This window comes from Kurthia zopfii, from assembly GCF_003143955.1.
Taxonomy (GTDB): Bacteria; Bacillota; Bacilli; order Bacillales_A; family Planococcaceae; genus Kurthia; species Kurthia zopfii.
The window spans coordinates 40905-67037 of record NZ_QFVS01000007.1; the positions used below are offsets into that span (position 1 = coordinate 40905).

The following is a 26133-nucleotide window of genomic DNA, read 5'->3' on the forward strand; positions in this document are numbered from 1 at the left end:
CATTTCTATAGAACCATCTTTTTTCAAAAAAAATACTCCACTTTCGTAAAATTTTCATTTACAAAAGTGAAGTTATTTTTAACTTAAATTGTTAATGCTGGCCCAAAGAATTCATAGTGAACTTGTTCTCTTGATACACCTAACTCATCTAGTTCATTAATGACCATTTGCATAAAGCCGACTGGACCACAAAGGTAGAATTCACCGTTCAAATCAACATTTTCTTTTAAGAATTGTGCAGATATTTTACCAAGTTGGTCCGTTGCAATTGCATTGTATGACGCATTTTCATTTGTCATTGCTACTTGGCTCAATTCACATTCAAATGCTAGCTCATTTAAATGACTTGCACTATGAATAAACTGAACGGAATGATTTCCTTTTGCTGCTTCATGATACATGCTTAGTAGCGGTGTAGCGCCGACTCCACCTGCGATAAATGTGACAGGTTTTTCTGTATTTTCATAAACGAAAGTTCCTGCTGGTACACTAATTGGTAGCGTGTCGCCAACTTGAAGATTTTCACCTAAATAATTTGATACTTTACCATTTGGCGTATTTTTCACATCTTTTTTCACCGAGATACGATAGTTTTCTCCATCAAATGCTTTTGATAAACTGTATTGACGGTTCATCGTATATTCTTCACCTGGGATTGATACTTGAACTGTAATGAACTGGCCAGGTAAGTACTCTGGCAAAGCACTGCCATCTTTTGGTTTTAAATAGAATGATGTGATCAAAGCATTTTCAGCTACACGATTCACAACTTCAAATTCTTTAAATCCTCGGAAACCACCTGATTTATTTTCGGCTTCTGTATAGAGTGCCTCTTCTTCTTGGATGAATACATCTGCGATCACGCCATAAGCTTCGCCCCAAGCTTGAATGATTTCATCCGTTGCAGCATCTCCTAATACTTCTTTGATCGCGCGTAATAAGAACTCCCCTACAATTGGATAATGTTCAGGTAATACACCTAAACTTCTATGTTTTTGAGCAATTTGTTTCACGACTGGGATAATTGCTGGTAAATTTTCAATATGAACTGCAGCCGCATATACTGTATTTGCTAACGCTGTTTGTTGTCTGCCTTGCGCTTGATTTGTATGATTAAAAATATTTAATAGTGCAGGGTGTTCTTCGAATAAATTTTTATAAAAGGTTTTAGTAATTGTAACTCCGTGTACTTCTAATACTGGTGCTGTTGATTTTACGATGTCCATTGTATGTTGTGATAACATATCAATCACCCTCTCATTTTTGTTTACACTCATAGAATAGTCCTCTTTTCGATTTAAAGCAATATGTAAAATACATTTTTAACAGAAAAGACATATTTGAAATACATCTTTAAAATTCACGAAGTTTTCCGTAGACATGGTATAATAGATATCATACTTGGAGGTGAGTCAGGTGAGACTAACTTTATATACTGATTACTCATTACGTGTATTGCTCTATTTAGGTGCTAAGGATCCTGAGGAACTTTCCACTATTCAAAATATTTCTGATTCATACGGTATTTCAAAAAATCATTTAATGAAGGTTACACATGAGCTAGGAAAGATGGGATATATCGAAACGGTTCGAGGTCGTGGCGGTGGTATTCGTTTAGCTGTTGTACCTGAAGAAATTAATATAGGTCAACTCGTTCGAAAAACGGAAGAGGATTTTTATTTAGTGGAATGTTTTAACCCTGAATCAGTCGGCTGTATCATTTCGCCTGTCTGTAGTTTAAAAGGGGCTTTGAATAAAGCTTTACATGCCTATATTGCTGTCCTTGATTCCTATCATTTAAGCGACTTCCTTACTTCAAAAGAAGACTTAGCGGCAATATTATTTAATGACTAACTAATCATGAGATTGAATTCAATCTCATGATTTTATTTTTCAATTGCTTTCAAAAAAGGTTTGTTAGGAGTTAGTTCAATGTTATTGATCGTAATTTATCTAAAATAATGCACATATATTATTTAATGTTTTGGTGCGACTTCTGCGGGAACAGCACGAGCTGAAGTCCTACTCGCAGAAAGCGTCGTCCAATTCGAAAATTACCTAAAATAAAAAAGAGCAAAGTCCGAAGACTCTACTCTTTCAACATGCCTGAATGCATGAATTATTTTGCAATTGCAGTTTTAGCAGTTTCAGCTAATTGTGCGAAAGCAGCTGCATCATTTACAGCTAATTCAGCTAACATTTTACGGTTAACTTCGATTTCAGCAAGTTTTAAACCGTGCATTAGACGGCTGTAAGAAAGACCGTTAATACGTGCTGCTGCGTTGATACGAGTGATCCATAATTTACGGAAATCACGTTTCTTTTGACGACGGTCACGGTATGCATATTGACCAGACTTCATTACTGCTTGGTTCGCTACTTTATAAAGTGTGTGTTTTGAACCGTAATAACCTTTTGCTAATTTTAAAACCTTTTTACGACGCTTGCGCGACACTATTCCGCCTTTTACGCGTGGCATAGTTCATTACCTCCTGTTATTTACCTTGTTGATAAATAATGTATGTTATTCTTATTTCATGTAAGCTAATAAAGATTTGATGCGTTTGTAATCACCAGATGATACTAATGATTGTTTGTTAAGATGACGTTTTGCTTTTGTAGATTTGTTAGCAAATAAGTGAGAGCCGTATGCACGGTCACGTTTTAATTTACCAGTACCAGTTCTTTTAAAGCGTTTTGCAGCGCCACGGTGTGTTTTCATTTTTGGCATTTGGATTTCCTCCTATTACTATAAACTCTATAAAATTATTTCTCGACCTTAGGTGCTAAGAGCAAGAACATACTTCGGCCTTCCATTTTCGCACGCTGTTCAACAGTGGCTACTTCTGAACAAGCCTCAGCAAAGCGATCTAAAACGCGTTGACCGATCTCTTTGTGCGTAATCGCACGACCTTTAAAGCGGATAGATGCCTTAACTTTGTCTCCTTTTTCAAGGAATTTGATTCCGTTACGTAACTTCGTTTGGAAGTCATGTTCATCAATCGTTGGTGAAAGTCGGACTTCTTTAAGTTCAATAATCTTTTGATTTTTTCGAACTTCACGATCTTTCTTTTGTTGTTCAAATTTGAATTTACCGTAATCCATAACACGAGCAACTGGTGGCTTGGCTTGCGGAGCCACAAGGACAAGATCCAAATTTGCACGTTCTGCAAGTTGTAAAGCATCGTTACGAGTTTTAACGCCTAGTTGATCACCATTGTGATCGATTACACGTAATTCACGAGCACGAATACCTTCGTTTACATACATGTCTTTGCTAATAACAATCCACCTCCATGTAGTATTGAAATACTTTGTTTGGGCCAGGAAGCCCTGTCGGAACAGAAATTTCGATGTCCATAGAAAAAGGCGGACATTTGTCGAAATGTCCGCCCGCGTATATGTTGACATGCGAAATTGCATGTTCGATTCATCAATTAACCTGTCAATACCTCTATTGAGGATCGAGACTCAGGTGAGAAGCGGGCAGCCTCTACTTCAACCACAAACTTTTGTATTTGTTAACCTCACTTATATTAACACTATAATGATAAGCTGTCAACCACTTCAGTCTAAATAACTTCGAAAAACATAGGCTTTTTTTGATTTATATTTAGTTTCAGCCCAACCGTTTTCATCTACGCTTAAAACGATTACTTTTCCACTTTTAGAAAGCGTCCCTACTATTTTCCCACTCATCGAAGGTTGCTCCCTAATATTCAAGTGATTTGCCGTCACTCTATACGACTGATCCTCTCCAAGAAACCATTGCAATGATTTCGTCCCTGTCAGTCGATTTAAATCAACCGACCCAGTAATACCCGCAATTTTCCCTCGATCCGTATATTGATGTAAATCACATTTGTATTTTGGTGCAATAAGATCTCGCCCGTTTTGATGATAACGTGGCAACCAAATAAAGTCTGCTGAACTTGTCTTAATATTAAAATCTTCATATTCATGATGCGCGATGTAGATTCCTATTTTCTCCGCTCCTAAAAGTCGCAACTGTTGTAAATAAGCTTCCGCACCAGCTCGCATATTCCCCATTGTCTTCATTTCGACATCAATTACGTAAAATAAAGGCTTCCCATAAACATTCGCTCGAGCATAAAAGTCTTTCGCCTCCACTTTCGCATCTTCTGTAGACGTGAAACGAGCAAAAGCATACACGCCATATGGAATACACATTGACTCGCATCCCTTAGCATGAATGCCATACATCGAATCTTTCACAACGGAACCATCTTGCACACGTAAGATGGCCAAACTGCATTCCTTCCCTAGTTCATTATAATTCACTTTATTTTGCCACTTGGATAAATCGACTATTTTCTTCATGAACATCCCTCCTACCTACTATATAGAAGAAAGTAAAAAAAACAGACCTCATTAATCGAAATTAATAAGGTCTGAATGAAACATTATTTTACAGTAATCTCTTTAATGATTGATGCTACAAACTCATCTAATGATACTGTTTCTGAATCTTTCGAGCCGTAACGACGAACGTTTACGCCATTCGATTCAACTTCTTTATCACCTAATACAAGCATGTAAGGAATTTTTTGCATTTGTGCTTCACGGATTTTGTATCCTAATTTTTCTTCACGGTAATCCATTTCTACACGAACACCAGCAGCAACTAATTTCTCTTCAACTTGTTTTGCATAGTCGAAGTGAACTTCGTTTGATACAGGAATTACTTGTACTTGAACTGGAGCTAACCATGCAGGGAATGCGCCTTTGTATTCTTCAATTAAGAAGGCTACGAAACGTTCCATAGTTGATACAACACCACGGTGAATTACGACTGGACGATGTTGTTTACCATCATCACCAACGAAGTTCAGGTCGAAACGTTCTGGTAATAAGAAGTCTAATTGAACTGTAGATAGAGTTTCTTGTTTACCGATTGCAGTTTTCACTTGAACATCAAGTTTTGGACCGTAGAATGCTGCTTCGCCATCTGCTTCATAGTAATCTAGACCAAGTTCATCCATCGCTTCTTTTAGCATGCGTTGTGCTTTTTCCCACATGTCATCGTCATCGAAGTATTTCTCAGTATCTTCTGGATCACGGTAAGAAAGGCGGAATTCATAATCTTCAAGGTTGAAGTCTTTATAAACTGATTGAACTAATTCAACCACTTTTTTGAATTCTTCTTTGATTTGATCTGGACGTACGAAAAGATGCGCATCATTTAAAGTCATGCCACGTACACGTTGTAATCCTGATACAGCACCAGACATTTCGTAACGGTGCATCGTTCCTAATTCCGCGATACGTAATGGTAGGTCGCGGTATGAACGCATTGCTGATTTATAAACCATCATATGGTGAGGACAGTTCATTGGACGTAATACGAATGTTTCGTGATCTACTTCCATTGGTGGGAACATATCTTCTTGGTAATGATCCCAGTGACCAGAAGTTTCATAAAGTGATTTAGAACCTAGTACTGGAGTATATACATGTTTGTACCCTAGTGCTAATTCTTTATCAACGATGTAGCGCTCGATTGTACGGCGGATCGTCGCACCATTTGGTAACCAAAGTGGAAGACCTTGCCCTACTAATTGGCTGTTTGTAAAGATTTCTAATTCTTTACCAATTTTACGGTGATCACGTTCTTTTGCTTCTTCAAGCATTTGTAGATGATGTTTTAACTCATCTTTCGTGAAGAATGCTGTACCGTAAATACGTTGTAACATTTTATTATCTGAGTTCCCTCTCCAATAAGCACCTGCGATTGAAAGAAGTTTGAACTCTTTAATTTTATTAGTTGAAGGAACGTGTACACCACGGCAAAGGTCGAAGAAATCGCCTTGTTCGTAAATTGATACTTGTTCATCTTCTGGAATTGCTTCTAATAATTCTAATTTATATTCATCATCGATTTCAGCAAAACGACGTTGAGCTTCGGCACGAGAAACATCGTGACGTACTACTTCTACGTTTTCTGCAATGATTTTTTTCATTTCTTTTTCAATTTTAGCGAAATCTTCTGAAGTAATTGGTTCTGGTGCGTCCATATCATAGTAGAATCCACCTTCAATTACTGGACCAATCCCTAATTTAATTCCTGGGAATAGGCGTTTTACAGCTTGTGCTAATAAGTGGGCTGTAGAGTGACGTAACACTTCTAAAGCTTCTGAATCAGCTGGTGTAATAATCGCGATTGTACCGTCTTCGTTTAAAGGTGTTTTAGTATCCACTAATTCTCCGTTAAATTTACCAACGATTGCTTTTTTTCGTAATCCTGGGCTAATTGCTGCTGCAACTGCATCTGTAGTAATACCTTTTTCATACTCTTTTACTGACCCGTCTGGGAAAGTTAATTTGATCATGTCTGCCATAGTTTATTCTCTCCTTTTTATTATTTCGAAAGCTCTGGGCCACAAGTCGGAGATCGTTTTTGAACACAAAAAAGCACCATCCCAAAAAGGGACGATGCGTACGCTCGTGGTTCCACCCTTCTTCCTTCCATGCAAAAATAAACCTCTTGCAAAGACGAAGCTCTCGATCGGCTAACGGGCCGCTACCGTCGACAATTACTAGGATTTCACTGTCGCTGCTCCAAGGTGGTAAATCATTAGCCGTCACTGGAATACTCACACCGCTGTATCCCTCTCTGAAAGTTGTGCTAACCATTATTGTCCTTATCCGTGCATTTAATAGTATGCTTGCAATTATAAACCTAACTTCTTATTGTTGCAACATTCATTTTAATTAAAATCTCTTAAATTAAAGCCTTTTAAGAAAATCGGTTCTGTAATAGCTTTTATTCGTTCCATAATCCGCTTCGCTTTCACCGGATCGAATTCGCCTTTATTCGTTTTAGAAATAGATGCCTCTAATCCATCATAATCTAAGTTTGATGAGATGAAAGTTGGTAACTGCTCTGCCATACGATAATGAAGAATAGAACCTAAAATCTCATCCCTCGTCCATGCGGTAAGCGATTCTGCACCCATATCATCTAGCATCAGGACAGGCGCTTTTTTTGCAAACTCGAATTTCTCTTCAAGTTTTGGAGTCCCAATCGCATTTTTAAGCTCACGAAGGAATTCTGGTACATAAACTAATACGGTCGCTACTTTAAGAGTCGCAAGCTCATTGGCAATGGCTCCGAGTAAAAATGACTTACCAACACCAAAATCACCATATAAATAAAAGCCTTTGCGCGGTAATTCTCCAGTCGTTTTCACTTCTTCAACAAATGCACGCGCTTTTTCAGCCAAATCAGATCGTTCTTCACTATAAATTCGAATATCATCCAACGTCGCCTTTAAGACATCTTTCGGCATATGCATACTTGAAATCATATTCTCCGTTTTACGGCGCTCATCTTCTACTAGTTTTTGTTGGCAAGGCGAATACTCAATATCAATAAGCCCTCGTGTTAATGACAATTTAGGTACAAAACCACCGATTGTATTAACGCACTCTTTTACCGAAGGGCATTCTGCGCAATCATGTTGCTGATTTTTAAACTCATATAATTTCCCTAAGCCTTTTTCAATTGTTTCGCTTGTTACTTCTTTATTCTCTTGAACAAATTTTTGGATTTGAGGATCGGCTAACAATTCTTCTTGAATTGATTGAAATCTCTCTTGGAATTGAGCATCCATTTTCTTATTCAGTTCATTTTGAATTGGTTTCATATACGCCACCTCCTACTTATTTTTTTTGAACTGTCTTTCAAGTTCTTCTAGTTGAGCTAGGTTACTCGGCTTTTCGGAAGAATTAATCCATTTTGGCAATTCTTTCTTCGCGCCACCTGAATAACTTGTCTTCCCATATTTTTGAGCATTTGACTTCCGTTGATTCGACGCGACTTTGATCGCTTCTTCAACAGTTTTCACTTCATTTTTACGCCAAGTGCTTGCGATCGCTTCTAAGAAAGGTGCATTTAAACTACCTTCACTAATGAAGTACGCATAATGCAGTAATGTGTTTAAAACGGGATTTTCAAATTCATATTTAGCCGCAAAGTCTTTGACGATTTTTATGTCTTTTGAAAAAGGTTCTTTGCCGTCAGACAACAGATTTAACATAGTAATCGGTTCTGTTTTGCTTACTAGTTGAATGAAATCTGCTTCTAGATGCTCAAAGGTTTTAATTTTCTGCTTGTTCGCAACTTCCGTTTGATAAAAATTATGTGCTGCTGATTGTAATAGCAAGAATTTCTGATGTGTATTTTCGATTGGATTCTTTTTCGTAGTTGGCGATTTTTTATCGATGAAATCTCTCGCTTCTCTCATAGCTTGAGCTGCTGTCGAAATCTCCTTTTTACGCCAATTGGCAGCGATTGTTTGGACGAATTTCTTGTTCATCCCTAAATCACTACTCAAATAAACATAATGAATTAACACATTGACAACAGGGACTTCCATTTCATATTTACCGACTAGGTCCGCAAATAATTCAATATCCTGTTCGAATGGCTCTTGATCATTATTTACACCTTTAAGAACTTCAATCATGCTTGTTTTTTCAAAATACTCTACAAGCTCCTCGTAACGATTTCCCCACCCTTTATTCTCATCGAATTTCTCTTCTGATGGATTCATCATGGCGATTTCTGGTGGTGTTTTCGAAACATTTAATTTATAAAATTCACTTGCTGCTTTTCTGATGGCACTTGGTGACACCGTATCATCATCTTGAATCGCTAAAATCAATACATTTTTCATATCTAAAGCATTGAAATTGTAGGTGAAAGCTGTTTTCGCAATACATTCTTTGATTTCTGGTGTCAAATAACGATGCGGAATCATCGCCTCACTCAAACTAGTGAATAATAAATTAAAGTCGAATTCTCTGTATTCGAAAGGAATATCGATTGGTTTCTCAATAATCGGCTGTTCGAAATCATTCGCTGGCATATGTTGTTGAATCGGTTTGTACACATCTGTAAATTGACGTGACACTTCTTCCATACCCTCTTTTGATACACCTTTAGGTAAAAAGCGTTGACGCAATGAACGGTATGTTTTTTCGCCAATTTTACTAAAAAGGAACATAGATAATAGAGGATCATCAAAAAAGCGACGAGCCTCTAGTGGTGGCATGACATCATACGCGAAATAGCGAAATTGGTCATCCTCTTTTTTATATGTACGAATCAAACCAATCGCCTCTAATGCAATTCGAGCTTTAAAAATGGCATGAATCGACATCCCTAAACTATTCATCAAATGGTAGTGGGAATAATTAACTTCTTCTCGGTCCTCTCCCTCAGCCCAAAGTTGAAAGTACAAGCTAATTGGTTCTGGTCCAATCAAAGGTTGGTACAGCAAAGTAACGAGTTTTCTTTCATAGCTGGAAAGAGGGAACGGGATTTGAGTAATAAATCGATCTACTGGACGTAATTCATTTAATAATTGCAAAGCGTTCCCCTCCTTCTACTAATTTAAGTAGTTTTATATTTCATCTTCTTGGCGTTCAATTAATTCTCTCAACTCATCGATAAATACGTTGATATCTTTAAATTGACGATATACTGAAGCAAAACGAACATATGAAACTTCATCGATTTTTGCTAGGCGATCCATTAATTTCTCACCTACATCTTCAGATTTCACTTCGCCGTTACCAGCTCTACGTAAATCTTGTTCAATTGCAAAAACAACTTCCTCTAGTTCGTTTAGTGCTACCGGGCGTTTTTCGCAAGCACGAATTAAACCTCTCAATACTTTCTCGCGGCTGAACTCTTCACGAGAGCCATCTTTCTTCACGACAATTAGAGGCATTTCTTCTACTTTTTCAAATGTTGTATAACGATAACCACATGATTCACATTCACGACGACGACGAATCGCTTTGTTGTCATCAACTGGGCGACTATCAATTACTTTTGTTCCATTATATTGACAAGAAGGACATCTCATATTTTTTCTCTCCTGAATTAAATACTATTTAGTTTATCTATTATAACAAATAATCCTATTTAATATCGAATATTCGTCGTTTTTTCCGACAATTTCATATGAAACAGAACTTTTTATACAAAAAAACCTCGATTTAGTACGCTGTACGAATATGTACGAGCGTATAAACCGAGGATTCATTTGAAAAGTTAGCGATTAAGCTTCAACAGAATTTAATTCACGTGCAACTTTTTGAGTTAAATCTACAACGCGAGTTGAGTAACCCCACTCGTTATCGTACCAAGCAAGAACTTTCACTTTACGAGTGCCCATAACCATAGTAGTTAAGCCATCAATAGTAGCTGATGCTGGGTTCGTGTTGAAGTCGATTGATACTAATGGTTCCATTGTGAAATCAAGGATTCCTTTTAATGGACCTTCAGAAGCTTTGATGAATGCAGCATTCACTTCTTCAACTGTAACGTCTTGGTTTAAATCGACAACTAAGTCAACTAAAGAAACGTTTGGAGTTGGTACGCGAAGAGCCATTCCGTGTAGTTTACCTTTTAATTCAGGTAGCACTAATGTTAATGCTTTTGCTGCACCTGTAGAAGTAGGGATGATTGATGCTGCACACGCACGAGCGCGACGTAAGTCTTTGTGTGGGTTATCAATGTTTTTTTGGTCATTTGTATATGAGTGAACAGTCGTCATTAGACCATTATCAATACCAAATGTATCGTTTAATACTTTCGCTACAGGAGCAAGGCAGTTTGTTGTACATGAAGCGTTAGAAATAACATCGTGTTTCGCTAAATCTAATTGCTCATCATTTACGCCCATTACTACTGTAATATCTTCGTTTTTACCAGGTGCTGTTAAAATAACTTTTTTAGCGCCTGCTTCTAGATGTAGAGCTGCTTTGTCGCGATCGTTAAATTTACCAGTTGCTTCGATTACGATGTCAACACCAAGTTCTGTCCAAGGTAAGTTAAGTGGATCACGTTCTGAAACGATTTTTACACGTTTACCGTTAACGATTAAAGCGCCTTCAGCTGCTTCAACTGTACCTGCGAATTGACCATGGTTAGTATCGTATTTTACTAAGTGAGCTAAAGTCTCCGATGGATAACTAGCGTTAATAGCAACAACATTTAAATCATCTTGAAGTATCGCCTGACGGAACACCATACGTCCGATACGGCCAAATCCGTTAATAGCAATAGAAACTGTCATGAAAATATCCTCCTGTTTTAAAAGAAATTCTTTTAATATGTTTTATGTGAATTAGTATAACACATTAAACTCAAAGTCGAACAGAATTCACGTTAAAATCAAAAGTTTTTATTTTCTGACTATTCCTACATGCGATTACTGCGTCAAAAAATTACCAATTATTGAATGCCCCATTCTTTTAAAATATAGCGTAATTGTTCCTTCGTTTTTTCGACTGAATCGTTGTTATAAATGACTGCATCTGCTCCATCTTCTTTCACCGAAAGTGGTAATTGAGAGCTGATTCTCGCTTTCGCATCTTCTTCAGAAAGCTGATTTCTCTCCATCAATCTTGTCAATTGTGTGTCTTCCTTAACCGAAACAACTAAGATCTTTTCAACAAAGTGTTGTAGCTTACTTTCAAATAATAACGGGATATCCATGACGACCACTTCCGCACCTTGCTCTACCCAGCAATCCCTTTGTGCCAACATTTCTTTGCGAATAGCTGGATGCATGATGTCATTCAAAACCGTTCTTTTTGATGGATCATGAAAGATAATACTGCCTAATTTTTGACGGTTCAATTGACCATCTTCAAGTAAAATATCCTCGCCGAATTGTTCTACAATTTCTTGAAGAGCTTGTTTTCCAGGTTCGACTACGACACGTGCAACTTGATCTGCATCGACGATTGGAAAATTCATTTCTTCAAGCATTTTCGCAACTGTACTTTTCCCACTTGCGATACTTCCTGTTAATCCAATAATCATAATTTCACCCTCTATTTTTGACAATTAGGACAGTAATAAGAATTCCGTCCTGCGATTGTTTTTTGTTTTGTATTAGTATGACACATTGGGCAAATATTCATCCCATACATTTTCAATCGGTCCTGCATCCCACCAGCTTCACCATTAATATTTCGATAATCTGAAATAGAAGAGCCACCAAACGCAATACTTTCAAGCAATACAGCAACAATCGTGTCGAATAACTGCTCTTTCTTCGTCCCACTTATAAGGGATGTTTTCCGTCCTGGTCTAATCCCTGCACGGAACAATGCTTCAGTCGCATATATATTGCCGCAGCCACAAAGCACTTGGCCATCCATAATGACCGCTTTTATTTCTTTATTTTTATACTTTGGTAAGTTACAGCAATCAAGAAAATATTGCTTCGCATCTGCATCGAATGGTTCAGGTGCTAATTTGAGAATTGGTGGGAATTGAGCTAAATTTTCAACTAATCTCACTTCTCCAAATCGGCGAATATCCGCATATACTAGCGTTTGATCCCCATCTAATTGTAACTCTACATGGCGATGATTTTGAAATTTACCTTCTTGAATTTCTTCAGCATTCTTCAAATCAAACCAACCACCCGACATACCAAGGTGATTGATCATTTTAAATTGCTGACCGTCTCTTTCTAAATCAAATAGAATGTATTTTGAACGTCTCGTAATTTTTACAATTTTCATCCCTTCAAGGTGTTCAATCAATTGTTCAGGCGTTGTACCTTTGACAATACTTTGCTTCCCCACTTCATGACTTGCCTTAACAGTTGGTGATATTTGCACACTTTGAATCGTCTTGCCTTCAACAACAGGTTTCAACGATCGAACGACACCTTCTACTTCTGGTAATTCAGGCATTTTTCCACTTCCTATTTCGCATCGTACCAAGTGTTCCCAGCAGAATAATCTGCAAGTAATGGTACATCTAATTTAACTGTATTCGCCATTACTTCTGGCACTAATTTTTCTAAGATTGCAATTTCCTCAACAGGTGCTTCGAAAATTAATTCATCATGTACTTGTAATAGCATTTTCGCTTGCAGCTTATGCTCTTTTAAAGCTAAATCCATATCGATCATCGCTTTTTTAATAATATCAGCTGCGCTACCTTGGATTGGCGTATTCATAGCAGTACGTTCTGCAAAACTACGTAAATTGAAGTTACTTGAATTTAAGTCTGGTAAATAGCGACGGCGGTTTAATAATGTCGTGACATAACCTTGTGATTTCGCTTCTTTTACGATGTCTTCCATATAGGTTTTGACACCTGGGAAACTTTCGAAATAACGTTCGATAAATTCAGCTGCTTCTTTACGGCTAATGTCTAAGTTTTGAGAAAGTCCATAATCACTAATTCCGTATACAATACCGAAGTTAACCGCTTTTGCTGCGCGTCTCATATTCGAAGTTACAGCATCTTCTTCCACGTGGAATACTTTCATTGCTGTATTCGTATGAATATCTAAACCGTGTAAGAAAGCTTGCATCAAGTTTTCATCTTGTGACATATGCGCAAGTACACGCAATTCGATTTGAGAATAATCGGCTGCGAATAACTGCCATCCTTCTTTCTCAGGAATGAATGCTTGGCGAATTTTACGACCTTCTTCCAATCGAATCGGGATATTTTGTAGATTTGGATCCGTTGAACTTAAGCGCCCTGTCGCCGTTAATGCTTGCTGGTATCTCGTATGGATTTTATGATCATCCGCATGAATTTCCTTCGTCAAACCTTCGATATATGTTGATTGTAATTTACCAAGTTGGCGATATTGTAAAATATGTTCGATAATATCGTGTTCTGGCTTTAATTTATCTAATACATCAGCCGCTGTTGAGTAGCCTGTTTTCGTTTTTTTGATTACCGGAAGCCCAAGTGTTTCGAACAATACGACGCCTAGTTGTTTTGGCGAATTAATATTGAATTTCTCACCTGCTGCAGCATAAATATTCGCTTCGATTTCTGCTAAACGTGCTTTTATTTCCACACCCATTTCCTCAAGAGTAGATGCTTCCACACGAATCCCTTCAATCTCCATACCTGCTAGTACTTTCGCTAGAGGAAGTTCGATTTCATTGTATAAATCAAATTGTTCATTTTCATGTAATTTCTTCAAAACACGATCACGTACTGTAAAGACCGCTAACGCTTGGCGACATGCATGCTCAGCAAGTGCTTCACCTTCTGGATTTGTACGTTTTGCGCCCTTACCATACACGACTTCATTAGATTGGATATCCGAATAATGATAGTGATTTGACACTGCCGCTACATCATCTGAAGCGAATGCAGGATCATCAATATACGCCGCTAACAATAGGTCGAACTCAATCCCTTGTAGTTTGATGCCATCTCTCGCAAACGCAGCTTGATGTTTTTTCAAATCAAAAACATATTTCACTTTTTGCTCATCTTCTAAATAATTTTTGATTGATTCACTTTTAAGTACATTTTCATACGTTACAAAATAGGCCTGTTCTTCATTTACAAATGCTACACCTAGTTGTAGCGCGGTATGATAATGTTCATTTTCGATTTCTAAGTGAATCGCTAAGCCTGTCACTAGTTCTTTATCAGTTAAATCATCCACAATTTTATAATCCAATTCCATTGTTTCATGTTCTTCTGATTCATATTCACTTTTCTCAATCAATGTTTTAAAGTCTAGCTCTTTCCAAAGTGTGAAAAGTTCATCCACATTTGGGCCATCCCATTTCAAATCGTCAACCTTCACTTCGATTGGTGCTTCCAGTAAGATCGTCGCTAATTCCTTACTCATCAGTGCTTGTTCTTTATTTGCTACAAGCTTTTCTTTCATTTTAGAAGCTTTCATCGCATCGATATTTTCATAAACTTCCTCTACTGACGGATGTTCTTTTAATAGTTTAATGGCTGTTTTTTCTCCAACGCCAGGTACGCCTGGAATATTATCCGAAGCATCGCCCATTAACCCTTTCATATCAATGATTTGAAGTGGTTTCAGGCCATATTTTTCCTCGATATGAGCCGGAGTGTAATGCTCGATATCTGTCATACCTTTTCTCGTAATATAAACCGTCGTATTGTCAGTCGCCAATTGCGTTAAATCCTTATCTCCAGAAATAACAACAACTGGTAATCCTCGGCTTTCAGCTTGACGTGCAAGTGTACCGATAATATCATCCGCTTCATAATTTTCAAGTTCATAACGCTTCATATTATAAGCTTCTACTAGTTTACGTAAATACGGGAACTGCTCCGATAATTCTGGTGGTGTCTTCTGTCTTCCACCTTTATATTCTGTATATGTGCTATGGCGAAATGTCGTTTTACCTGCATCAAATGCAACTAAAATATGTGTAGGTTGTTCTTCTTCCAATATTTTTTGAAGCATCGTTGTAAATCCATACACAGAGTTCGTATGAATCCCTTGGCTATTCGTTAATGGTGGTAAAGCAAAAAATGCGCGGTACGCTAGACTATTTCCGTCCAGTAATAATAATTTTTCCTGCGTCATTTCATCACACTCCTGTTCGTATATTCATCTACTCTATTCTACCACGCGACTGTTCAAATAAGAAAACGACAAGCAAAAAGAGTAAGAAAACACGCGAAATGTAAACTTCACGTAAGTTTCCTTACTCTTGATCAATTATTCTGTAATTAGGGGATATTCATGTATGAAGGGGGCTTCATACACACAGTATATCAAGCGGATGTGAATGTATTATTTGCATTTTGTAAAGGGAATGTAAATTATCGAGCTAATGGGATTAAGACACGCATTGTCGTCCCAACACCCTCTTCACTTTTCACGACAATTTTACCTTCATGCGCTTCTACTAAATGTTTTACAATCGCAAGTCCTAGACCTGTTCCACCTGAGTTACGACTTCTCGCACGATCAACACGATAGAATCGTTCAAATACGCGCGGAATCTCAGATTTTTGAATACCGATCCCTTGGTCACGAATCTCTACAGCTCCATAATTACCTTGAATTGAAACAGTAATATCAATCTGTTTTTGAGGTTTCGAATAAGTTACCGCATTAACAAGAAGGTTGACGACTACTTGTGTTAATCGATTTGTATCACCTAAAACTTGCACTTCCTCATCTTTTTGTTTCAGATTAATCGTCATTTCTTTTTCTTCGATTTGAATTTTCGCCATCTCAACACTGCTATTAACGATTTCAGTTAATGAAGTTTTCACTAAATCTACTGTGAATCCTTCCTTCTCAATCTTAGATAGTTCTAGTAAATCTTGAACAAGGGATTGCAGTCGATTACTCTCTTTATACATAATATCCAAAAATGATAATAATGTTTCTTCATCTTTATAAGCGCCGTCAATTAATGTTTCAGAAAAACCTTTAATGGACGTAATCGGCGTACGCAGTTCATGCGATACATTCGCCACGAAATCTTTACGCACTTGCTCCAATTTCTTCAATTCCGTAATATCATGCATGACGATGACGACACCTAGCCAATGACCATGTTCCCCGATCACAGGTGCGCCATACACTTCCATATGACGAATTTGATTATTAATGACAAGTAGAATTTGTTTACGATACGGTGTTTCCGTCATAAAGACATAATCGACAAATTCTTCTAAGCTTTGATCGACACCTATTTCGCGAAATACATGATGTTGAACGTCTTCATATTCACGATTGAATACAGATAGGAAACTATTATTCACGACCGAAATTTCGCCTTCTCGCCCAATCATAACAAGTGCACTTCCCATATTATCAATAAGCGTTTTGAGTCGCTCTTGCTCCACTTCACGCGTTAACATGATGTCTTGCAAATTACGCGCTAAGACATTGATTGATTTACTTAATTGAGTTGTTGCGCCATCATTCGTTTCAAATGCTCTCGCTCGATAATTGCCTTGCGCAAGCTCTAATGCAGTATGCGTCACATGCTCTACCGAAGATGAAAGTTTCTTAAATAAATGATTCGTCGTCAGCATTAATAAAATAAACACTGAGATCAACGCGATGATTAAGACTAACCAGAAATGCCAGCGCGTTTCCGTTAACTCTTCTGAAAGAAAGCTAGATGGCAATAGATTTTGAATATCATTTTGCTGTTTTGCATTTAATTTGATATTTTCTGATGTAAGATAATTCGTTAAGTTTTCATGTAACTGCCCGCTATTTGAACGAATTGTATTTTCTAAATAGACAGGAAAAAGCTGACCTAATACAAAGCCTAGACCAGCTAAAATTACAGCATATACGAATGCAAATGCAGTGAGTAAACGTATTTTTAAAGATTTCATCATCCTTTAGGCTCCTCAAATTTATAACCTAAACCTCGAATCGTCTTAATGTATTTCGGTTTACGACTATTTTCTTCGATTTGATCGCGTAAATGACTAATATGGACATCGACAATACGTGTATCGCCCGCGAAATCATAATGCCAAACCGCGCTTAATAATTGATCACGTGTTAGGACACGATTTTTATGTTCTAATAAGTACACGAGTAATTCGAATTCTTTCGGCGTGAATTCTAATTCTTCGCCATCTAAAGTCGCTTCGAATCGCTCTGGATAAACGTTTAATGCACCAATATGGAATGTCTTCTCGCTATCTGATAACTTCTCTTTCGCCCCCGCTACTGCAGGTTCTGCAACTTTAGAGCGTCTTAGTACAGCCTTTACTCGAGCGATTACTTCACGAGGACTAAACGGCTTCGTCATATAATCATCTGCTCCGAGCTCAAGTCCTAAAACTTTATCAAATTCATCATCTTTAGCTGTAAGCATAATAATCGGCGTTTCAACTTTTTGAATACGCAATTCCTTACATACTTCCATACCGTCCATTTTCGGCAACATTAAATCTAATAAAATCAGATTTGGTTTATGCTCGATTGCTTTATGTAAGCCCTCTTCTCCGTCATTTGCAATAATAACTTCGAATCCAGCTTGTTTTAAATTATATTGTAATAATGTGGCAATTGATTGCTCATCTTCTACTACTAAAATTGTGTTTGTCATATTCGACCTCCGATAATGTTTTGAAACCCCCATTTCAAACATTAGATCCTATACTAGTTTCGTCGGTGGTAATACTGTAACATCTCCATAAATTACAACTTCCTCTGATTGATTCTTACCTTCTATTCGAATGATAATATCTCTCGTATCCTCACGCTTACTAATGATTTGCAAATGCATTTGCAAAGTTTCATTATGATACATAGGTGTAGGATAATTCAATTGTATTGCTGAAACGTATGAGCCAGGTCCAGGTAAGTATTTTGAAATCGCCGAAGTGACAATCCCATTTAACATAATCGCTGGAACAATTGGTTTTTCATACTTTGTTAATGCAGCATATTCATGTTGAATATAGAGTGGATTACTATCGTTTGTTAAGCCAAGATAAAGTAGTAAATCTTTATCTTCAATATTTTCTGTGATTTGCAGTGAAGCACCAACCTCTAGCTCTTCAAATGATTTACCGAGCCTATAGTCTTTGCTAAGTAGCACAGAATTCCCCCTTTTACACCTTCATAACCTTATATTAACATTGAACTGGAAAGAACAAAAGTTACAACTACAATTTCCGCATAAAAAAAGGAGAATTCATCCAATCTGAATTCCCCTTCACTACATTAAGTTAAAATATTCAACACGTCTTTGACAGCTGCAGCTGATTGATCCAGCGCTTCTTTTTCAACTGGTTCTAAATCTAATTCGAAAATCTTCTCGATTCCGTCTTTCCCTAAAAGCGTTGGCACACCTAAGCAAATTTCGTTATATCCATACTCACCTTCAAGATATGCAATCGCTGGTAAAATGCGTTTTTCGTCATTTAAAATCGCCGCTGTCATCTCTACCATTGCAGCTGCAGGAGCATAATATGCTGAGCCGTCACCTAGTAAATTAACAATTTCAGCACCACCTGTACGCGTCCGGTTGACGATTGATTCGATTTTTTCTTCTGATAATAATTTACTTACAGGTATTCCTCCAACTGAAGAATATCGAATTAAAGGCACCATTGTATCGCCATGCCCACCTAATACGAAGCCCGATACATCTTTAACAGATACATTTAATTCTTTTGCGATGAATGTTCTGAAGCGAGCTGTATCTAATACGCCCGACTGTCCGATGACATGATTTTTAGGGAATCCTGTCTCTTTCAATACAGTATATGTCATTGCATCAACAGGGTTCGTTAGCACAATTACCATAGCATTTGGTGAATAAGTAGCAATTTGCTTCGCTACACTTTTCATAACACCTTGATTAATTTGGACAAGATCATCACGACTCATCCCTGGTTTTCTTGCTACTCCTGCCGTAATTAATACGACATCTGAGTTAGCCGTATCAGCATAATCTGAAGTTCCTTTAATTTTCGCGTTAAACATTTGGATCGGCGCAGCTTGTTCCATATCAAGTGATTTACCTTTTATCGGATTTTCCACTCTCGCTAGATCAATGAGTACGACATCACCTAATTCTTGTTGTGCAACCATAAATGCAGCTGTTGCACCTGTGAAACCGCCACCTACTACCGTTATTTTCTTTCTTTGTAAAGACATACACAAACACTCCTTCAAATAAGAATGACTTACATAGCTATACCCCAAAAGTGAACCACCCATTCAATAAACATGATTCTCTTTCATTATAACTGATTGAAAAGAATTACGTTTGTCATATGGTATATTTTATCCAATCTGTCCATCTTTTGTCACAATCTAAAAACTGGAGTGCTTAAACATATTTTTCACATTGCAATAACGAATTGGAGTTCCCTTGTATTTTTATCTCCAATATATTCATCGTTCACAATTATTTGTTAATTACATGACATGATTAAAAAGACGAATGACAATAGAGAGTGATGTCCCTATTTTCTCGTCAATTGATTTGTATAATGAGGAATTGGTGCATCTGTGCTTCCCCCTTTTTTTCACATACAACAAACCTTTAAAGGAATAAAGAGGTCTCTTGCTGAAAAAGGGCCACACTATTCCTGAAAGTTATAACGTGAATTGTTTTAAGACCCCAACATATATAATAGAACCCATATTTAAAAGACAAAAAAGAAGCTGAAAGGCGAATACCTTCCAACTTCTTTATATATTAAAGATTAAAGATTTTTGATTAGTTCATCAGCGAATTCTGAACATTTAACTTCTGTAGCGCCATCCATTAAACGAGCAAAGTCGTAAGTTACAACTTTAGAAGAGATTGTGTTTTCTACTGATTTAGTAATTAAATCAGCAGCTTCTTGCCAACCTAAATGTTCAAGCATTAATACGCCTGAAAGCAATACTGACGAAGGGTTTACTTTATCTTGCCCAGCATATTTTGGAGCTGTACCGTGAGTAGCTTCGAAGATCGCGTGACCAGTTACATAGTTAATGTTTGCTCCTGGAGCGATACCGATACCACCAACTTGTGCAGCTAGAGCATCTGAAATATAGTCGCCGTTAAGGTTCATTGTTGCAACAACATCGAATTCTTTTGGACGAGTAAGGATTTGTTGTAAGAAGATATCAGCGATAGAATCTTTTACAATGATTTTGCCTTCAGCTTCAGCTTTAGCTTGAGCAGCATCAGCAGCTTCTTTGCCTTCAGCTTCAACGATTGCATCGTATTGAGCCCAAGTGAATACTTGATCTCCGAATTCGTTAGCAGCTAAATCGTAACCCCATTGTTTGAATCCACCTTCAGTGAATTTCATGATATTACCTTTGTGTACTAAAGTAACAGATGGTTTTTTGTGCTCGATTGCATAGTTGATTGCAGCGCGAACTAAACGTTCTGTACCTTCTTTAGATACTGGTTTAATACCAAGACCTGAAGTTTCTGGGAAACGAATTTTGTTAACACCTAGTTCAGTTTGTAAGAAGTTTAATAATTTCTTTTGCTCATCTGAACCAGCTTTGTATTCGATACCAGCGTAGATATCTTCAGTGTTTTCACGGAAGATTACCATGTCAACGTCTTCTGGTTTTTTAACAGGTGATGGAACACCGTCAAAGTGACGTACTGGACGTAAACATACATATAGGTCAAGAGTTTGACGTAATGCTACGTTTAGAGAACGGATACCGCCACCGATTGGAGTTGTAAGTGGACCTTTAATAGCGATTAAGTATTCGTTGATTTTGTCTAAAGTTTCTTGTGGTAACCATTCACCAGTTTTGTTGAATGCTTTTTCACCAGCTAAAACTTCTAACCATTCGATTTTTTTGTCGCCACCGAATGCTTTTTCAACTGCAGCGTCGATTACGCGAGATGCAGCGTTCCAGATATCAGGACCAATACCGTCACCGATAATGAAAGGAATTGTTGGATTGTTTGGTACGTTAAGTACACCATTTTCTACTACGATTTTTTCAGACATGAATTGCGCCTCCTACTATATTCATAATCATGGGGCTAGTGCTAAACAGCCCCGCCCCATGACATTTTTCATTATATCATAACAATTACAAAGCCGTATTATCTTTCAGAAATTGCAACGTATTTTTGCATTCCAGGTCCAACGTACTCAGCACGTGGGCGGATTAAACGGTTGTTTGAATATTGTTCTAAGATGTGAGCTACCCAACCAGAAGTACGAGATACTGCAAATACTGGTGTGAATAGATCGTGTTCGATACCTAAAGAATCGTAAACTGACGCTGAGAAGAAGTCAACGTTAGCTGGAAGACCTTTTTGAGTAACGATCATATCATGAATTTTAACTGACATATCATAAAGTTCTGGTTTACCAGTTAATTTAGTCAGTTTTTCAGACATTGCGCGTAAGTGTGGCGCACGTGGATCACCTTTACGGTAAACACGGTGTCCGAAGCCCATGATTTTTTCTTTGTTGTCTAATTTAGTTTGGATATATGTTTCAACGTTTTCTACTGAACCAATTTCAGATAACATTTTCATAACTTGTTCATTTGCTCCACCGTGTAATGGACCTTTAAGAGCGCCAATTGCAGATGTAACACCTGAATATACGTCAGATAATGTAGCAACACAAACACGTGCAGTGAATGTAGATGCATTTAATTCATGGTCAGCGTGTAAGATTAGAGCTTTGTCGAATGCTTCAATTTCGATTGCAGCTGGTTCTTCACCTTTTAACATGTATAAGAAGTTTGCAGCGTAACCAAGCTCTGGTTTTGGAGCAACTGGTTCTTGACCATTACGAACACGAGCAAAAGTAGTTACTACAGTAGCAATTTTAGCTTGTAGACGGATTGCTTTGCGGTAGTTCGCTTCTGATTCCATAACATCTGCTTCATCATCAAAAGTACCTAACATCGATACAGCTGTGCGTAGTGCAGCCATTGGATGTACTGTGTTAAGTGGCATAGATTTGAATAAATCAACGATTGACGCAGGAACTTCCATGTTGTCAGCTAGTTGTTGTTTTAATTCAGCTAATTCTTCAGCTTTTGGAAGACGAGTATGCCATAGTAGGTAAACTACCTCTTCAAATGATGCGTTATCTGCTAAGTCATCAATGTTGTATCCTACGTAAGTAAGAGTGTCATCGATAATAGAACTAATTTTAGTTTCTGCAGCTACGATACCTTCTAAACCTTTAGTTGATGCCATAATATATCTCTCCTTTTAACATTCTTCTTTCGTAACACTTTTCTTCGAGAAAAGGTTACCCCAAAAATATCATATGAACCTATAAGTAAATCGCTTACAATGTCCATTATAATCAATTTTGTCTTATTTGTGAATGAAAAGGCATTGTTTTATCAATTCGATACTTTTAATAGATTATTGCATACATTAAACAGAAAATTGGCGAAACAGAAAACAGTGAAATATCCCTCTTTATTCAAAATTATCCCAATTAACATCCATTTTTATTCATTACATACACAATTGAGGTTATTTTTATCCATTTTCTGTTAAAATAAAACTCATTTCATTTCACAAGTTGCTACTTCACTATATCTTTTTATTCATTTAATATTAAACAACACTTGATAGGACTCACTTTTTACCTACACGAAAAAATAAAAAACTTAGAGAAATTTTCTCTAAGTTTTTTATCTTCTATAAACGACTACATTACTATTTGAATATTTCTTGCGCATCCATTTCTCGATCAATGGTCTCCATAGTCTTCGAATAGGTTTAAGAATTAACAGAATTCCTAAAATATCCGAGAGGAAACCAGGTAAGACCAATAAAATACCCGCAATGATTAATAATACACTTTCGATTAATACCGGACCTGGTGGCAAGCCTTGTTTGACACTGGCTTCAATCTCTCGCTTCACTCGTTTCGATTCACTTTTTAGTAAATAGATGCCGAGTAAACCAGTGATGACAATTAATGCAATTGTCCACCAAGCTCCAATTAACTTACCTGATAGTAAGACGAAAGCAATTTCAATAATAGGAATGAGCAGAATAATTAGTAGAAATTTACGCATTTCGATTCTCCCCTTTTAAAACAAAGGACGAAAAATAGTCTTAAAGGATGCTTGAAAAACCTTGATAAACAACACCTGAAGTGGCATCCATCGAAATTTCTTGATCGTTTTCAATCACTTTTGTTGCGTCCTTAACCCCTACAATAACAGGAATTCCTAGTGATAGTCCAACAACTGCTGCATGTGAAGTTAAGCCGCCTTCTTCAGTAATTAATCCAGCACAATTTGATACAGCTGGCATCATTTCACGATCAGAACCAATCGTTACAATAATGCGACCTTTCGTATCTACTGCATTCGCTTCTTCTGCACTTTTCACAACTAGCGCTTTACCATTTGTAACTGATTTACCAATACCTTGGCCTTTTGTTAAAATGTCGCCGATTACATGAACTTTCATTAAGTTCGTAGTACCTGCTTGACCTACTGGAACACCCGCAGTAATTACAACTACATCACCGTAAGATACGAAACCGTGTTTTAAACTTTCTTGTACTGAAAGTTCTAAAATACCATCTGTGTTACGTACTTTTTCACCAACGATTGGCATTACACCCCAAACTAATGCTAGTTTGCGCGCTGTAACTTCTGATGAAGTTATTGCTACAACAGCAACACCTGGACGATATTTCGCAATTGTTTTAGCAGTATAACCACTTTCAGTTGGCGCTAAAATTGCAGAAACTTTAAGGTTAATTGAAGTATAAGCTACAGATTGAGCGATTGAATCCGTCATGCTAATCCCTTGTTCTTTACTTTGTGCACGAACGATTGCTTTATGATCTAAAGTATCTTCAATACGTTCAGCAATTTTCGCCATCGTCGTAACTGACTCTACTGGATAAAGTCCAGCTGCAGTTTCGCCTGAAAGCATGATTGCATCTGTACCATCAAGAATTGCGTTCGCAACATCTGATGCTTCCGCACGAGTCGGACGTGGGTTGCGTTGCATTGAATCTAACATTTGAGTAGCTGTAATTACTGGTTTACCAAGTTTATTACATTTTTTGATAAGGTTTTTCTGAACTACAGGAACTTCTTCAGCAGGGATTTCAACACCTAAATCTCCACGAGCAACCATTAAACCATCAGAAACTTTTAGAATATCGTTGATATTATCAACGCCTTCTTGATTTTCGATTTTCGGGATAATTTGGATATGACCTGCGCCATTTTGTTCTAATAATTCTCTAATTTCAAGTACATCTTTTGCACGACGAACGAATGAAGCAGCGATGAAATCAACGTTTTGTTCGATTCCGAATAAAATATCGCTCGCATCTTTTTCCGTAATACCAGGTAATTGAACAGAAACACCAGGTACGTTAACCCCTTTTTTATTTTTTAATGTTCCAGCATTTTCAACTACTGTATGGATCAAGCCTTTTGCTGAATCAAGAGAAGTTACACGTAATTCAATTAGTCCATCATCTAAAAGAATAATTGAGCCTTCTTGAACATCTTCAATTAATTTTTCATAAGTGATTGAGAAAACTTCATTCGTTCCTAAAACTTCCGTCATAGAAATTGCTAAGTTCTGACCTGTCACTAATTCAATTGCATCATTCTCCATTTGGTGCGTACGAATTTCAGGACCTTTCGTATCTAATAAAATCGCTACAATTTTATTCATTTCTTTTGCTGTTTCACGAATTGCTTGAATGCGGACTGCATGTTCTTCATGGCTACCGTGAGAGAAGTTAAGGCGCGCTACGTTCATGCCTGCTTCTATTAAATTCATTAAAGTTTCTTTTGATTCACTTGCTGGACCAATCGTACAAACGATTTTTGTTTTTCTCATTATGCGTCACTCCAATTTTCTTAAATCGATAGTTCTTTAGATAATTTATACATACTCTCGTCAAACTCATGCGTACCATCAAACACTTCGTTAAAATCGTAAGCAAGTATTTCACGATTGCGAATACCAACAGCCTTGCCGCCAATATCTTGTAACAGTAACTCTACAGCTTTCGCCCCCATTTGTGAAGCGAGTACTCGGTCACGGGCAGTCGGTGAACCACCTCTTTGAATATGTCCAAGTACAGAAACATGGGTTGGAATATCTGCCTTTTCCATTAGCTTTTGCTGTAATTCATGTCCTGTCATAACACCTTCTGCGACAACTATAATACTATGTTTTTTACCACGATCGCGTCCGCGTTTTAAACGCATCGCAATATCGTCAATGTCGAAAGGATCTTCCGGCACTAAAATTGTTTCTGCTCCGCCAGCAAGACCAGCCCAAAGTGCTAAGTCACCAGCATCTCTTCCCATAACCTCGATAATAAACGAGCGATCATGTGAAGTAGCAGTATCTCGAATTTTATCAATAGAGTCAATAACAGTATTCAATGCTGTATCGAAACCAATTGTATAATCCGTGCCTGAAATATCATTATCAATTGTCCCAGGAACACCTACACAAGGGAATCCGTGGTTGCTCAATGCGAGTGCTCCTCTATATGAACCATCTCCACCGATGACAACTAATCCTTCAATTCCATGCTTTTTCAACTGTTCAATTCCTTTTAACTGACCAGCTTCTTCTTTAAAATCCAAACAACGTGCAGAGTAAAGTTTTGTTCCGCCTCGTTGAATAATATCACCAACATCACCAATTGCTAAATCTTGTATATTGCCTTCGATTAGACCTTGGTAACCATGATAAATACCTGCGACTTGTAAATCATGATAAATTGCTTTACGAACAACAGCACGAATCGCTGCATTCATACCTGGTGAATCTCCACCACTTGTTAATACGCCAATTTTTTTCATGTTTTCCCTCCTGCAAGTGAGTACATTTTAC

The 26133-nt window shown here is 37.4% G+C and carries 23 protein-coding genes and 1 other annotated feature; of the genes, 1 reads left to right on the forward strand and 22 read right to left on the reverse strand.

All coding sequences use genetic code 11. The annotated features are described in order from the left end of the window. Positions 1-83: 83 nt before the first annotated feature. On the reverse strand, positions 84-1244 hold the full coding sequence (hmpA, locus tag DF281_RS04325; protein ID WP_109349065.1) for an NO-inducible flavohemoprotein: 1161 nt from the start codon (positions 1242-1244) through the stop codon (positions 84-86). A 172-nt stretch (positions 1245-1416) separates the two neighbouring features. On the opposite strand from hmpA, the gene DF281_RS04330 reads away from it, so the two are divergent. Then, positions 1417-1854: an RrF2 family transcriptional regulator gene (locus DF281_RS04330; RefSeq protein WP_109349019.1), complete on the forward strand. Its 438-nt coding sequence runs from the start codon at positions 1417-1419 to the stop codon at positions 1852-1854. Positions 1855-2119: 265 nt separating this feature from the next. Here the strand turns inward: DF281_RS04330 and rplT are convergent, their stop codons facing one another. The 21 genes from rplT to pfkA all read right to left on the reverse strand — a co-directional run bounded on the left by rplT (position 2120) and on the right by pfkA (position 26102). After that, positions 2120-2479, reverse strand: a complete 360-nt coding sequence (gene rplT / locus DF281_RS04335) for a 50S ribosomal protein L20 (protein ID WP_109349020.1) — start codon at positions 2477-2479, stop codon at positions 2120-2122. A 51-nt stretch (positions 2480-2530) separates the two neighbouring features. Beyond that, on the reverse strand, positions 2531-2731 hold the full coding sequence (gene rpmI, locus DF281_RS04340) for a 50S ribosomal protein L35 (protein ID WP_109349021.1): 201 nt from the start codon (positions 2729-2731) through the stop codon (positions 2531-2533). 35 nt (positions 2732-2766) lie between these two features. Beyond that, on the reverse strand, positions 2767-3270 hold the full coding sequence (infC, locus tag DF281_RS04345) for a translation initiation factor IF-3 (protein WP_109349022.1): 504 nt from the start codon (positions 3268-3270) through the stop codon (positions 2767-2769). Positions 3271-3567: 297 nt separating this feature from the next. After that, a complete protein-coding gene (locus DF281_RS04350) occupies positions 3568-4341 on the reverse strand; it encodes a GH25 family lysozyme (protein WP_166636080.1) in 774 nt (257 codons plus the stop codon). A gap of 83 nt (positions 4342-4424) precedes the next feature. Continuing rightward, positions 4425-6359 carry a threonine--tRNA ligase gene (thrS, locus tag DF281_RS04355; RefSeq protein ID WP_109349024.1) on the reverse strand — a complete coding sequence of 645 codons (1935 nt, stop codon included), beginning with the start codon at positions 6357-6359 and terminating at the stop codon, positions 4425-4427. 84 nt (positions 6360-6443) lie between these two features. Then, positions 6444-6678: a binding site (T-box leader), on the reverse strand. A 50-nt stretch (positions 6679-6728) separates the two neighbouring features. Then, positions 6729-7667, reverse strand: a complete 939-nt coding sequence (dnaI, locus tag DF281_RS04360; RefSeq protein WP_109349025.1) for a primosomal protein DnaI — start codon at positions 7665-7667, stop codon at positions 6729-6731. Positions 7668-7679: 12 nt separating this feature from the next. Continuing rightward, positions 7680-9395 (reverse strand): DnaD domain protein, encoded by a 1716-nt coding sequence (locus DF281_RS04365; RefSeq protein WP_109349026.1) that lies wholly within the window; start codon positions 9393-9395, stop codon positions 7680-7682. Positions 9396-9428: 33 nt separating this feature from the next. Then, positions 9429-9896, reverse strand: a complete 468-nt coding sequence (gene nrdR / locus DF281_RS04370) for a transcriptional regulator NrdR (protein ID WP_109349027.1) — start codon at positions 9894-9896, stop codon at positions 9429-9431. 195 nt (positions 9897-10091) lie between these two features. Next, positions 10092-11111, reverse strand: coding sequence for a glyceraldehyde-3-phosphate dehydrogenase (locus DF281_RS04375; RefSeq protein WP_109349028.1), 1020 nt, complete (start codon positions 11109-11111; stop codon positions 10092-10094). Positions 11112-11269: 158 nt separating this feature from the next. Next, a complete protein-coding gene (gene coaE, locus DF281_RS04380; protein WP_109349029.1) occupies positions 11270-11863 on the reverse strand; it encodes a dephospho-CoA kinase in 594 nt (197 codons plus the stop codon). 11 nt (positions 11864-11874) lie between these two features. Then, a complete protein-coding gene (gene mutM, locus DF281_RS04385) occupies positions 11875-12747 on the reverse strand; it encodes a bifunctional DNA-formamidopyrimidine glycosylase/DNA-(apurinic or apyrimidinic site) lyase (RefSeq protein ID WP_109349030.1) in 873 nt (290 codons plus the stop codon). 11 nt (positions 12748-12758) lie between these two features. Continuing rightward, entirely contained in the window at positions 12759-15386 is a 2628-nt protein-coding gene (gene polA / locus DF281_RS04390; RefSeq protein WP_109349031.1) for a DNA polymerase I, read from the reverse strand. A 239-nt stretch (positions 15387-15625) separates the two neighbouring features. Beyond that, positions 15626-17167, reverse strand: coding sequence for a two-component system histidine kinase PnpS (gene pnpS / locus DF281_RS04395; RefSeq protein ID WP_109349066.1), 1542 nt, complete (start codon positions 17165-17167; stop codon positions 15626-15628). Beyond that, a complete protein-coding gene (locus DF281_RS04400; protein ID WP_109349032.1) occupies positions 17167-17892 on the reverse strand; it encodes a response regulator transcription factor in 726 nt (241 codons plus the stop codon). Before DF281_RS04400 ends, pnpS begins: the two co-directional genes overlap by 1 nt. A gap of 48 nt (positions 17893-17940) precedes the next feature. Further along, positions 17941-18387 carry a MaoC/PaaZ C-terminal domain-containing protein gene (locus tag DF281_RS04405; RefSeq protein WP_109349033.1) on the reverse strand — a complete coding sequence of 149 codons (447 nt, stop codon included), beginning with the start codon at positions 18385-18387 and terminating at the stop codon, positions 17941-17943. A gap of 125 nt (positions 18388-18512) precedes the next feature. Continuing rightward, on the reverse strand, positions 18513-19451 hold the full coding sequence (mdh, locus tag DF281_RS04410; protein WP_109349034.1) for a malate dehydrogenase: 939 nt from the start codon (positions 19449-19451) through the stop codon (positions 18513-18515). A gap of 554 nt (positions 19452-20005) precedes the next feature. Continuing rightward, positions 20006-21268, reverse strand: coding sequence for an NADP-dependent isocitrate dehydrogenase (icd, locus tag DF281_RS04415; RefSeq protein WP_109349035.1), 1263 nt, complete (start codon positions 21266-21268; stop codon positions 20006-20008). Positions 21269-21366: 98 nt separating this feature from the next. Further along, the gene (citZ, locus tag DF281_RS04420; RefSeq protein ID WP_109349036.1) at positions 21367-22482 is read right to left on the reverse strand and encodes a citrate synthase; all 1116 of its coding nucleotides are present in this window, start codon (positions 22480-22482) and stop codon (positions 21367-21369) included. A gap of 449 nt (positions 22483-22931) precedes the next feature. Then, positions 22932-23321 (reverse strand): FxsA family protein, encoded by a 390-nt coding sequence (locus DF281_RS04425; RefSeq protein ID WP_109349037.1) that lies wholly within the window; start codon positions 23319-23321, stop codon positions 22932-22934. Between the two features lie 40 nt (positions 23322-23361). Further along, positions 23362-25122 (reverse strand): pyruvate kinase, encoded by a 1761-nt coding sequence (pyk, locus tag DF281_RS04430; RefSeq protein WP_109349038.1) that lies wholly within the window; start codon positions 25120-25122, stop codon positions 23362-23364. A 20-nt stretch (positions 25123-25142) separates the two neighbouring features. Next, entirely contained in the window at positions 25143-26102 is a 960-nt protein-coding gene (gene pfkA / locus DF281_RS04435) for a 6-phosphofructokinase (RefSeq protein WP_109349039.1), read from the reverse strand. Positions 26103-26133: the final 31 nt, after the last annotated feature.

Bases quoted from the DNA above. Each gene is read 5' to 3' on its own strand.
- thrS (WP_109349024.1), bottom strand. From the start codon at position 6,359: ATGGCAGACATGATCAAATTAACTTTCCCAGACGGGTCAGTAAAAGAG.
- rplT (WP_109349020.1), bottom strand. From the start codon at position 2,479: ATGCCACGCGTAAAAGGCGGAATAGTGTCGCGCAAGCGTCGTAAAAAG.
- rpmI (WP_109349021.1), bottom strand. From the start codon at position 2,731: ATGCCAAAAATGAAAACACACCGTGGCGCTGCAAAACGCTTTAAAAGA.
- DF281_RS04400 (WP_109349032.1), bottom strand. From the start codon at position 17,892: ATGACAAACACAATTTTAGTAGTAGAAGATGAGCAATCAATTGCCACA.
- pnpS (WP_109349066.1), bottom strand. From the start codon at position 17,167: ATGAAATCTTTAAAAATACGTTTACTCACTGCATTTGCATTCGTATAT.
- DF281_RS04350 (WP_166636080.1), bottom strand. From the start codon at position 4,341: ATGAAGAAAATAGTCGATTTATCCAAGTGGCAAAATAAAGTGAATTAT.
- mdh (WP_109349034.1), bottom strand. From the start codon at position 19,451: ATGTCTTTACAAAGAAAGAAAATAACGGTAGTAGGTGGCGGTTTCACA.
- mutM (WP_109349030.1), bottom strand. From the start codon at position 12,747: ATGCCTGAATTACCAGAAGTAGAAGGTGTCGTTCGATCGTTGAAACCT.
- pfkA (WP_109349039.1), bottom strand. From the start codon at position 26,102: ATGAAAAAAATTGGCGTATTAACAAGTGGTGGAGATTCACCAGGTATG.
- hmpA (WP_109349065.1), bottom strand. From the start codon at position 1,244: ATGTTATCACAACATACAATGGACATCGTAAAATCAACAGCACCAGTA.
- polA (WP_109349031.1), bottom strand. From the start codon at position 15,386: ATGACGCAGGAAAAATTATTATTACTGGACGGAAATAGTCTAGCGTAC.
- DF281_RS04425 (WP_109349037.1), bottom strand. From the start codon at position 23,321: ATGCGTAAATTTCTACTAATTATTCTGCTCATTCCTATTATTGAAATT.
- coaE (WP_109349029.1), bottom strand. From the start codon at position 11,863: ATGATTATTGGATTAACAGGAAGTATCGCAAGTGGGAAAAGTACAGTT.
- infC (WP_109349022.1), bottom strand. From the start codon at position 3,270: ATGTATGTAAACGAAGGTATTCGTGCTCGTGAATTACGTGTAATCGAT.
- dnaI (WP_109349025.1), bottom strand. From the start codon at position 7,667: ATGAAACCAATTCAAAATGAACTGAATAAGAAAATGGATGCTCAATTC.
- nrdR (WP_109349027.1), bottom strand. From the start codon at position 9,896: ATGAGATGTCCTTCTTGTCAATATAATGGAACAAAAGTAATTGATAGT.
- pyk (WP_109349038.1), bottom strand. From the start codon at position 25,122: ATGAGAAAAACAAAAATCGTTTGTACGATTGGTCCAGCAAGTGAATCA.
- icd (WP_109349035.1), bottom strand. From the start codon at position 21,268: ATGTCTGAAAAAATCGTAGTAGAAAATGGTGTACTTAACGTACCAAAC.
- citZ (WP_109349036.1), bottom strand. From the start codon at position 22,482: ATGGCATCAACTAAAGGTTTAGAAGGTATCGTAGCTGCAGAAACTAAA.
- DF281_RS04375 (WP_109349028.1), bottom strand. From the start codon at position 11,111: ATGACAGTTTCTATTGCTATTAACGGATTTGGCCGTATCGGACGTATG.